Source organism: Salipaludibacillus sp. CF4.18, assembly GCF_051262595.1.
GTDB lineage: Bacteria > Bacillota > Bacilli > Bacillales > Salisediminibacteriaceae > Salipaludibacillus > Salipaludibacillus neizhouensis.
The window spans coordinates 85,924-95,167 of sequence record NZ_JBIMEV010000014.1 but is presented as its reverse complement, the minus strand read 5'-3'; the positions used below and the strand labels follow the sequence as shown (position 1 = coordinate 95,167).

Here is a 9,244-nt window from a genome sequence, read left to right as displayed (position 1 = left end):
CAATTAGGTAGTCTATCTTTATTAATGTCTTCTTTGTTTTAAATATTGTACCCGTGAGGATTATTTTTCTGCCATTTCCATGAGTCACGGCACATTTCTTCCATCCCTTTTTCTGCAGCCCATCCAAGACCTTCTTTTGCATTTCTAGGATCTGCATAACAGACGCCAATATCTCCGGGTCTGCGATCAACAATTTGATACGGAACCTTTTTTCCGGAAGTTTTTTCATATGCTTGGACCGTTTCTAAAACGCTGTAACCTCTGCCTGTCCCCAAATTATAGACGTTAACTCCTCTAGATTTCTTAATATTCTCCAGTGCCTTTAAATGACCTTTAGCTAAATCAACCACATGGATATAATCTCTTACTCCCGTACCGTCTGTGGTTGCGTAATCATCACCAAAAACTTGAAGTTGAGGCAGTTTTCCAACCGCTACTTGTGATATATAAGGCATTAGATTGTTGGGGATTCCGTTTGGGTCTTCTCCGATTCTCCCGCTTTCATGGGCGCCAATTGGGTTGAAATACCGTAATAATGTGATTCCCCAATCAGAATCAGATACGTAAAGATCCCGAAGAATTTCTTCAATCATTAGCTTCGATCGGCCATAAGGATTCGTAGCACTCAATGGAAAGTCTTCCGAAATTGGCACACTTTCTGGCAAGCCGTAAACCGTGGCGGAGGAACTAAATACAATATCTTTCACACCATTCTCTTTCATGACTTCACAAAGCATCAGCGTGCCAGTTATATTGTTATGAAAATAATACAGAGGTTTTGCAACGGACTCTCCAACAGCTTTTAAGCCTGCAAAATGAATGACAGCATCAATTGCTTCGTTTGTAAACACGTCTTGAATATTCTCCTTATGTAACAGGTCTCCTTCATAAAAAGGAAAGTCTTTTCCTGTAATCTCTTTTACTCGTTTGATGGATTCAAACTTACTGTTCGATAAGTTATCTAAAACGACGATATCATACCCCGCATTTAGTAATTCGACACACGTGTGAGTCCCGATATAGCCTGCACCACCGGTAACTAAAATTGCCATGTCATTTCCCCCTGCCTTATTTTCGAATAAACTCTTTTCAACATTTTACCATATATTTTATGGATAAGGTCATTATCAAGGGGAAATTAAAAATGATTAACAAAGCAACTTATATGTTTTGAATGAATGTTGACTTTGGAATGAATAGAACCAATAAATAAAGAGGCTGATAATAGATTCAGCCTCTTTGCCTATTAAAGTAAAGTTTCATTTTCATTTGACAAGTTAACTTTGGATTAATCGGTGTCATAGGAATGGGTAGGCGGATACATAACTTGTCCATTATTGTTAGCTTTAGAGTAGAGAAAAGGCAGAATTTTTTGCAATTGCAGAACCGAATGATTCAATTGATCCAGCTTCTTTTCAATACGGTAAAGTAAATAAAATGTCACAACAATAGGAAATCCATATTCTCCAATGGCACTCAACCATAGTTCCATGTTTGTTTTCTCCTTTCGTTGTGGGTAAAACCAGAGAGGGAATTCTCTCCGGTTTCATTTAGTAAAAATAGCGTACGTTTAACTTACACATCAATCTCAATTGTTTCCACATTTCGTTCGACAAGTCGAGCCCCTCGTTTTGCAACAAGATCTCCTTTCGCAGAAGTTAATGCTCCTTGCGCAATAATGATATCCATTGCACTGGATATTGCAGCAGCATCAACCGGTTCGATCGGATCATCCAAGCCGATTGTCACATTTCCTTTAAGCGTATCAGTAAATAGTAATTCCAAGCGTTTAGCCATGGTCGTTCACCTCCTTTTTTGAAAGAATGTTTTAAAAATTAGGCGTTTAATTCATACATGTTGTGTCGTTCGACTTTATCCAGCTCAAACTTTGTGAGAGAGGATAATGCAATGGCTGTCTGGTAAACTTCTGCGTCGGCCGCACTCGGTTTTACATTTTGAAAATTGCGCGTCTGAAACTTCAGGTTCCCTTTTTCATCAAACCCGATATTAAAAGTAAGAGACAAGCGCGAGTCTAAGGCGTTGTTCATCGTGATCACCTCCTTTCGTTAAACAAGTACACGTAAAAGCTGAAAAAGGAGGAGGAGTAGAGGGAGATTTTTGTTCGTAGCCAGATTGAACGAAAAATATTTGAATTTTGCAGAAATGGGAAAGGTGTCTGTCATATGTGTGGAGTTAAATAGAGTCGTTTAGCGACATTCATGTAGAATATCCTTCAATGAATGGCGCTATAGGAAGCTAAAAAATACTGAAACCTTTGCCAAATTTCATCCTCTGAGGTTGGTGATAGGTGAGATGGCTTGTTATAATGAAAAAAACAGGTAGTGAAAGGAAATGAAAATGGGTCCAAATATATGTAGATATTGTTTTAAAGAAATTAAAGATCGAGATCAGCTAATAACAGCATCGAATTTTTTCCGAATCAAACCTTTTCATTATGTGTGCTTTTATGAGTTGGAGAAAGAAGTAAGCAGCTTATGGGGGTTTTGGAAACCTTTGAATGGTGTGTCAGGTAACACAAGAGCAATCATTATGGGGGCGATTGCCGTGTGGTTGTTGGCAACAGAGTCACTCGGGGATATTGGGGATATAATTGGGGTCATTGCACTTTATTCCGTTATTATTAGAATAATGTCCTACATCTTCTTTGAAAAGAAAATCCCAAACCTCACGAAACGAAGCTGAAGGGAAGCTGAAGGGACGGTTCTCTGCTTCCTACTGTTGTGGAAGCCTTAATTAAACAATGAAGCATTATGTTTAAGCCAGCAATAATCGGGTATTTCTAACAAGTGAAATAGAAGCAATAACTATATCTTGCTTGTTAGGAGGCAATAGAAAGTGGACTCGTTAAACTTAAAAAAGTTATTAGTTGAATTTAAAAATACAGCATCTAAAAATCCAGAAATTGACGCACAAGAAATGGTACAACATATTGGAAATAGACTGCAAGATCTACAGCCGAAGCAAAAGAGATAGTTATTTCTATATAAACCGGCGCAAAAATAAAGTTCAACCTAGCAGTCATAAGTTAAATTTATTCTTATAGGATACAATAAAACCCGGAGAGAAGGCTCTCCGGGTTTTTCTTACACATCAATCTCAATTGTTTCCATATTTCGTTCGACAAGTCGAGCTCCTCGTTTAGCAACAAGATCTCCTTTCGCAGAAGTCAATGCTCCTTGAGCAATGATGATATCCATTGCACTGGAAATTGCAGCAGCATCAACCGGTTCGATCGGATCATCCAAACCGATCGTTACATTTCCTTTAAGCGTATCAGTAAAAAGTAATTCCAAGCGTTTAGCCATGGTCGTTCACCTCCTTTTAAAGAATGTTTTAAAAATTAGGCGTTTAATTCATACATATTGTGTCGTTCGACTTTATCCAGCTCAAACATTGTGAGAGAGGATAATGCAATCGCTGTCTGGTAAACTTCTGCATCCGACGCACTCGGTTTTACATTTTGAAAATTGCGCGTCTGAAACTTAAGGTCTCCTTTTTCATCAAACCCGATATTAAAAGTAAGAGACAAGCGTGAGTCTAAGGCGTTGTTCATCGTGATCACCTCCTTTCGCTAAACAAGTACAAGCGGCAGGGGAAAAAGGGGGAGGGAGGAGGAAATAATTTTGAATGAGAGATTATAAATTCTGCGGAGTTTTACAGCTATGCTACTAGAGGCACTAAAAAACAGGCCCAATACGAGGGCCTGTTTATAGAGGTTTTATCACGTTTTTCTATGCGCATTGCCTGTCCTTCATTGGAACTAGATATAGAATATTATTTACTCAAAAGCAGTCTCATGAAATTCGTACAGTAAACGTGCGTCGCTTTCATTCATTTGTATTTCCTTTACCATCACATTTGGATTGGCGCTTAACCACATGCTAACCTGCTCAAAAATTGTTGCGCATGTCAAACTAGGTTTGGAACGGGTATCAAACGTTATTAGTTTCATAAAAATCACCTCAATGAAAATAGTATATATATAGTTTAAACCTTTCATCATTAGAAGGTTGTTGAACGATGTTTTAAAAAATGTCTAAATTTGTTTCAGATGAAATTCGCGGTGATTCCTGACTTAGTATGAGTGAAAATAGTCTTGTCCTTTGCCTTACTAACCACACACGACTGGCTCTATACTAATAAAAATACTAACAAACTGCAACAAAACCATAAAAACAACCACAAAAAAGTCCAAGAACCTCCTAAGAGGCGCTTGAACTTTTTAAACTGCCAGGATTAAGTTACCCCAATACAGCCTTATCGTTAGTCATTTTCTCACCGCGGATTCGTTGGAACTCTTGCAATAGTTTTTCGATCGTTAGATTTTGCTTGTCTTCACCTGAGACATCCAGAATGATCTGCCCTTTATCCATCATGATCAGGCGGTTACCAAGATCCAGTGCCTGCTGCATGTTATGAGTAACCATTAGAGTCGTTAAGTTGAATTTTTTTACAATATCAGCGGTCAGTTTAGTGATCAATTCCGCTCTGGAAGGGTCCAGTGCAGCAGTGTGCTCATCGAGTAACAGCAATTTTGGTTCAGTAAATGTCGCCATTAATAACGAAAGTGCTTGGCGTTCACCACCAGATAACAGACCAACTTTAGCCGAAAGACGATTTTCGAGACCTAAGTTCAACGTTTCTAAATATTCACGGAAAATTTCTTTGCGTTTTTTGGTCACCCCTGTTTTAAAGGTGCGCTTTTTATTACGTGAATAAGCCATCGCCAGGTTTTCTTCGATTGTCATTGACGGGGCACTACCTGCCATCGGGTCCTGAAACACACGCCCAATCATTTGTGACCGTTTGTATTCAGGGAGATGGGTCACCGTTTTGTCATCTATGATCACATCTCCAACGTCTGGGAGCAATGTACCTGATACAACATTCATCATCGTTGATTTACCAGCACCATTACTGCCAATAATCGTTAAAAAATCGCCAGGTACCAACGTAAGATTAATGTTTTCTAACGCATTTTTTTCATCAAGCGTTCCTTCATTAAATGTAAGGTTTATTTGATTAAGATGTAACATTGTTATTGCCTCCAGTACTACGGGCTTGTAACTTTTCCATCGTTGCTCGTTTTCTGAACCGTCTGCGTTTTTCTTTTTGTGCATCAATCATTTTCGGCGTGACTAGTGCAGCGATAACGATAATTGCCGTTATGAGTTTCATATCACCCGTATCTAAAAAATCGGCGCGAAGTGCTAACGTTACAACTAGTCGATACACAATCGCCCCACCAATAACCGCAAGTGTGACTCTTGCAATCGTTTTTGTACCGAAAAGTGCCTCACCGATAATAACGGAGGCAAGACCAATCACGATCATACCAATTCCCATACCTACGTCTGCAAAACCACCAAGTTGGGCGACCAGTGCACCAGAAAATGCAACAAGTGCGTTCGACAAACCGAGACCAAAGATATAAAGAGAGTCAGTGTTTGCAGAAAAACTACGAATCATTTTTTTGTTATCACCAGTTGCTCTCAGTGCTAATCCTACCTCTGTTTTTAGAACATGATCCGTTAAGAACTTCACGATTAAGACAACGACTAAACCTAAAAAGAGGATGCCCCATGTGCGTGGAAATATTTCTAGTCCCATAGATGCAAGTATTCCGTTTAAAAAACCATCTAAACCAATGGATTCCGAAAACGATCTAACTTGGGTGAACATGGTTGTCTCATTTAATAATGGGACGTTGGATTTCCCCATTATTCTGAGGTTAATGGAATACAGGGCAATCATCATTAAAATCCCTGAGAGTAAAGGATTTACTTTTCCTTTTGTATGCAATAATCCTGTAACACAGCCTGCCGCAAACCCTGCAAAAATAGCGACTACTGTAGCAATAATCGGGGATTGTCCATTAACAATCAATACTGCTGCAACCGCTGCCCCTGTGACAAAACTTCCATCCACAGTTAAGTCAGGGAAATCCAGCACCCGGAAGGAAAGATAAACACCGAGTGCCATTAACGCATATATAATTCCTGATTCAACTGCTCCAAATGATGCAATAAACATTAAATTCCCTGCCTTTCTATAAATCTATATATAAGAGAAGCACGTGCAGGAACGTCTGCACGTGCACTGGTATTTCTAGGTTACGCGTTTTTATTATTCCATTAGTTCTGCTTGATCGTCCCAATCAGCATTCCATTCAATCGCTTGAGCATCTGCTGCTTCTCGATTAATGAACAATTGCATATCAGCTGGATACTCGGCAGGAATATCAGCTGTTGTTTTTTCGCCGCTAAGTATTTCAGCAGCCATTTCGCCAGTACGGTACCCGATAGAATGATAGTCAATACCAAATGTAGCAAATCCTCCTCTTTCAAGGGAGTCAGGTTCACCGACAATAAGTGGAATATCGTAATCATTGGCAGTTGCAACAACCGTTTCGAGTGCTGATACAACGGTGTTATCTGTAATAATGAAAAGAACATCTGCTTCCCCGATAAGAGAATCGGCAGCTTGTTGTACTTCTGCTGAGGTGGAAACACTGCGTGTCAAGGCTTCAAGAGTGGTGCCTTCCACTGCAGCTTCAACAGCTTCAATCTGGGCAACGGAATTTTGTTCCCCGGAATTATAGATTAGGCCGACAGTGGAATCTGCGAAATACTCATCGATAAACGATACCGTTTTTTCGATTGATTCAGGATGGAGATCGAGTACTCCAGTAATATTTTCTCCTGGCTGATCCATAGATTCAATTAGTCCAGCACCTACTGCGTCAGTGACAGATGTGAAAATAATCGGAATTTCCTCTGATGCTTGTAATGCTCCTTGGGCACTTGGCGTGGAGTTTGCGAAAATCAAGTCAACGTCATCAGCAACGAAGTTATTTGCAATGGTTGCTGCATTGTTCGGATCACCTTGAGCGCTTTGAAGGTCAAAAGTAACTTGCTCGCCTTCAACAAAGCCGTTGTCTGCTAAACCTTCTTTAAATCCTTCATAAGCAGCATCTAAAGATGGATGTTCTACGATCTGCGATGCTCCGATATGTACCATTTCGGCTTCATCTGCTCCCGAGTTAGCATTTGTATTTGCTTCCTCATTTGCGGATGCATTTTCTTCTTCTACTGCTCTATTTGTATTATTTTCTACGTTAGCATCCGTGTTTGGATCTTCATTTGTACCACAGGCAGCTAACAATAAACAACTCATCAAAGCTGTTCCAATACGTACGTCCCATTTCTTCTTCATTATATTTCCCCCTACATCTGCTAGTCAGAATTTTTTAAATGATTACACTCCATCATAATATAAGATAGGGGAGATGTAAACGTAAATTTTTGCCACTTTAAAGTAGTAGAGAGTGCTAGAGGTTTATTAGAAAGTGAGAGGCGCGCGAAACGAGTGAGAGTGATGGGTCGCGAAGATATCAGCTTTCATCGTGCTAACTAAAGTAATAGCGATGAAATATACCGTTTTACAAAAAAAGGAGTTATCAAATGCTGATAACCCCTTCTCATATTTTGTTAGCCGATCCACTGAGCAATCGAAAACAATACCGGAATGCCGAAAATCAAGTTAAATGGAAATGTGATGCCTAACGCTAATCCGAGATAAATAGATGGATTAGCATCAGGGACACTCGTTTTCAAGGCTGCAGGTGCAGCGATATAAGAAGCACTTGCCGCTAAAACACCCATTAATGTAACTCCTCCTAAGGAAAGCCCGGTTGCAGAACCGACTAATATCCCCAAAACACCAAAAAGAAGCGGGACACAAATTCCAAATACAACTAGTTTGAAGCCGTGTTCTTTAATCAAGTCGAGTCGTTCTCCGGCCATGATTCCCATGTTTAAGAGAAACAATAAGAGAAAGCTGTTGTATAAATCAATGAATAGCGGTTGAATCACTGGAAGACTATCTTTGCCTACGACTAAACCGATGACTAAACTTCCCATCAATAACAGTACACTTTTACTGAAGAGACTTTCTTTTAGGACTTCTTTATTAATGAACGTAGAAGGAGCTGTAGCAACAATGCCTACTTTTTGCTGTAAAACGAAAGGCTGTTGCTTTGTATTTTTGATCGCACCATAAACGCATAGCGCAACAAGGATTGCTGGAATTTCCATTAACACAACCATGGCATTCATAAAACTCTCATAGCTAGTTCCCTGGTTCCCTAAAAATGTGATTGCTGCGCCATAGGTGACAATACTGACGGAGCCGTAAGTTGCAGCTAGCCCGATCGCATTCGCACTATCCATTTTCATTGTAAAACGAAGGATAATTAATGTGAGTATTGGTGTAGCGATACCTAAAAAGAGTGTTCCAATGATTGGCTGAATGACGGTGTCGAAGCTGTAATTAGAAAGTTCGATTCCACCCTTAAGACCAATTGCTATCAATAAATAAATACTTAATGTTTCACTCAACCCCTTAGGGAATTTTAAATCTGATTTAAAAATAGAAGCAATGATTCCTAATACAAAGAATAAAACGACTGGTGAAAGTATGTTTTGTGTGATTATATCCAGCATGATTTTCCTGTCTCCTTTATTATCATAGATTATGTTAGGGGTTGAATCAGCTTTGTACGATCGATTTCAGCCCCATCTCCTCTTTAAATAAAAAAACCGACAAGAGAAAGGAAGGTGCAAGTTGCACATTTCTTCATCATTGTCGGTTTATCAATTACTCACCTTAATTAGAGGTTTTTAACGTGATCTCCCTGTATATTGGTTATGTCAGTTTTTTTTCAAGATTCTCTTTCAGCATAAAAACGATTATCCGTTCACCCTTATGAACGCTAATATCTGTGTGAAAACTCTCAACAACTTCACTTGTTATTTGGTGAATAATAGTCTTAATTTGATGATTCCCTTTTTCGATTAAACTGGCTCGCATGTTTTTGATATCCAATAGACCTTGTTGGTCTTTAGCAAGCTCTTGTTCCGCCGGGGTTAGGATTCCTTTTAGAATCACAATAACCATATTACGAACAATATCCGTTTTGACATTGACCGATCCACGACCAAAATATTCTTTTTCCCATTGTGTTAATGCTTTACTGATTTCCGATTCCATTACACTTTTTCTGACTTCCAACTGTGCCACATTAAGCCTCCTCTATCATAAAAAAAGGTATACTCTTTTTTAGATAACATCATATCTAAAGAAAAGTATACCGATAATTTTTAATCTCCGTCTTAAAACAACAGACTGAATTTTCACATTATCAATAAGTTCTATTCATAAT

14 protein-coding genes are annotated in these 9,244 nt (G+C 39.1%); 2 read left to right on the top strand and 12 right to left on the bottom strand.

Annotated elements, in window-relative coordinates; translation table 11 throughout:
- Nucleotides 1-38: 38 nt before the first annotated feature.
- The 4 genes from galE to ACHABW_RS11370 form a co-directional block, all read right to left on the bottom strand.
- A complete protein-coding gene (gene galE, locus ACHABW_RS11385; RefSeq protein WP_435755417.1) occupies nt 39-1,052 on the bottom strand; it encodes a UDP-glucose 4-epimerase GalE in 1,014 nt (337 codons plus the stop codon).
- Nucleotides 1,053-1,288: 236 nt separating this feature from the next.
- Nucleotides 1,289-1,492: a YvrJ family protein gene (locus ACHABW_RS11380; protein ID WP_435755416.1), complete on the bottom strand. Its 204-nt coding sequence runs from the start codon at nt 1,490-1,492 to the stop codon at nt 1,289-1,291.
- An 83-nt stretch (nt 1,493-1,575) separates the two neighbouring features.
- Nucleotides 1,576-1,797, bottom strand: coding sequence for a DUF2922 domain-containing protein (locus ACHABW_RS11375; protein ID WP_435755415.1), 222 nt, complete (start codon nt 1,795-1,797; stop codon nt 1,576-1,578).
- 38 nt (nt 1,798-1,835) lie between these two features.
- Nucleotides 1,836-2,048, bottom strand: a complete 213-nt coding sequence (locus tag ACHABW_RS11370; protein WP_435755414.1) for a DUF1659 domain-containing protein — start codon at nt 2,046-2,048, stop codon at nt 1,836-1,838.
- 304 nt (nt 2,049-2,352) lie between these two features.
- Here ACHABW_RS11370 and ACHABW_RS11365 point away from each other — a divergent pair, with 304 nt between their 5' ends.
- Complete coding sequence (locus ACHABW_RS11365; RefSeq protein ID WP_435755413.1) at nt 2,353-2,703, top strand: hypothetical protein; 351 nt, start codon at nt 2,353-2,355, stop codon at nt 2,701-2,703.
- Nucleotides 2,704-2,856: 153 nt separating this feature from the next.
- Nucleotides 2,857-2,994: a hypothetical protein gene (locus ACHABW_RS11360; RefSeq protein WP_435755412.1), complete on the top strand. Its 138-nt coding sequence runs from the start codon at nt 2,857-2,859 to the stop codon at nt 2,992-2,994.
- A 110-nt stretch (nt 2,995-3,104) separates the two neighbouring features.
- On the opposite strand, the gene ACHABW_RS11355 is transcribed toward ACHABW_RS11360, so the two are convergent.
- The 8 genes from ACHABW_RS11355 to ACHABW_RS11320 all read right to left on the bottom strand — a co-directional run bounded on the left by ACHABW_RS11355 (nt 3,105) and on the right by ACHABW_RS11320 (nt 9,102).
- Nucleotides 3,105-3,326 (bottom strand): DUF2922 domain-containing protein, encoded by a 222-nt coding sequence (locus tag ACHABW_RS11355; RefSeq protein WP_435755411.1) that lies wholly within the window; start codon nt 3,324-3,326, stop codon nt 3,105-3,107.
- A gap of 35 nt (nt 3,327-3,361) precedes the next feature.
- The gene (locus ACHABW_RS11350; protein ID WP_435755410.1) at nt 3,362-3,574 is read right to left on the bottom strand and encodes a DUF1659 domain-containing protein; all 213 of its coding nucleotides are present in this window, start codon (nt 3,572-3,574) and stop codon (nt 3,362-3,364) included.
- 225 nt (nt 3,575-3,799) lie between these two features.
- Nucleotides 3,800-3,973, bottom strand: coding sequence for a hypothetical protein (locus ACHABW_RS11345; protein ID WP_435755409.1), 174 nt, complete (start codon nt 3,971-3,973; stop codon nt 3,800-3,802).
- A 289-nt stretch (nt 3,974-4,262) separates the two neighbouring features.
- Entirely contained in the window at nt 4,263-5,057 is a 795-nt protein-coding gene (locus tag ACHABW_RS11340) for an ABC transporter ATP-binding protein (RefSeq protein ID WP_435755408.1), read from the bottom strand.
- Entirely contained in the window at nt 5,044-6,054 is a 1,011-nt protein-coding gene (locus ACHABW_RS11335; protein ID WP_435755407.1) for an ABC transporter permease, read from the bottom strand. Before ACHABW_RS11335 ends, ACHABW_RS11340 begins: the two co-directional genes overlap by 14 nt.
- A gap of 93 nt (nt 6,055-6,147) precedes the next feature.
- Nucleotides 6,148-7,236: an ABC transporter substrate-binding protein gene (locus ACHABW_RS11330; RefSeq protein ID WP_435755406.1), complete on the bottom strand. Its 1,089-nt coding sequence runs from the start codon at nt 7,234-7,236 to the stop codon at nt 6,148-6,150.
- Nucleotides 7,237-7,511: 275 nt separating this feature from the next.
- Nucleotides 7,512-8,525 carry a sodium-dependent bicarbonate transport family permease gene (locus ACHABW_RS11325; RefSeq protein WP_435755405.1) on the bottom strand — a complete coding sequence of 338 codons (1,014 nt, stop codon included), beginning with the start codon at nt 8,523-8,525 and terminating at the stop codon, nt 7,512-7,514.
- 202 nt (nt 8,526-8,727) lie between these two features.
- Nucleotides 8,728-9,102 carry a DUF2294 domain-containing protein gene (locus ACHABW_RS11320; protein WP_435755404.1) on the bottom strand — a complete coding sequence of 125 codons (375 nt, stop codon included), beginning with the start codon at nt 9,100-9,102 and terminating at the stop codon, nt 8,728-8,730.
- Nucleotides 9,103-9,244 lie beyond the last annotated feature (142 nt).

Excerpts from the sequence above, each read along its gene's own strand:
- galE (WP_435755417.1), bottom strand. The coding sequence starts at position 1,052 with ATGGCAATTTTAGTTACCGGTGGTGCAGGCTATATCGGGACTCACACG.
- ACHABW_RS11380 (WP_435755416.1), bottom strand. The coding sequence starts at position 1,492 with ATGGAACTATGGTTGAGTGCCATTGGAGAATATGGATTTCCTATTGTT.
- ACHABW_RS11375 (WP_435755415.1), bottom strand. The coding sequence starts at position 1,797 with ATGGCTAAACGCTTGGAATTACTATTTACTGATACGCTTAAAGGAAAT.
- ACHABW_RS11370 (WP_435755414.1), bottom strand. The coding sequence starts at position 2,048 with ATGAACAACGCCTTAGACTCGCGCTTGTCTCTTACTTTTAATATCGGG.
- ACHABW_RS11365 (WP_435755413.1), top strand. The coding sequence starts at position 2,353 with ATGAAAATGGGTCCAAATATATGTAGATATTGTTTTAAAGAAATTAAA.
- ACHABW_RS11355 (WP_435755411.1), bottom strand. The coding sequence starts at position 3,326 with ATGGCTAAACGCTTGGAATTACTTTTTACTGATACGCTTAAAGGAAAT.
- ACHABW_RS11350 (WP_435755410.1), bottom strand. The coding sequence starts at position 3,574 with ATGAACAACGCCTTAGACTCACGCTTGTCTCTTACTTTTAATATCGGG.
- ACHABW_RS11345 (WP_435755409.1), bottom strand. The coding sequence starts at position 3,973 with ATGAAACTAATAACGTTTGATACCCGTTCCAAACCTAGTTTGACATGC.
- ACHABW_RS11340 (WP_435755408.1), bottom strand. The coding sequence starts at position 5,057 with ATGTTACATCTTAATCAAATAAACCTTACATTTAATGAAGGAACGCTT.
- ACHABW_RS11335 (WP_435755407.1), bottom strand. The coding sequence starts at position 6,054 with ATGTTTATTGCATCATTTGGAGCAGTTGAATCAGGAATTATATATGCG.
- ACHABW_RS11330 (WP_435755406.1), bottom strand. The coding sequence starts at position 7,236 with ATGAAGAAGAAATGGGACGTACGTATTGGAACAGCTTTGATGAGTTGT.
- ACHABW_RS11325 (WP_435755405.1), bottom strand. The coding sequence starts at position 8,525 with ATGCTGGATATAATCACACAAAACATACTTTCACCAGTCGTTTTATTC.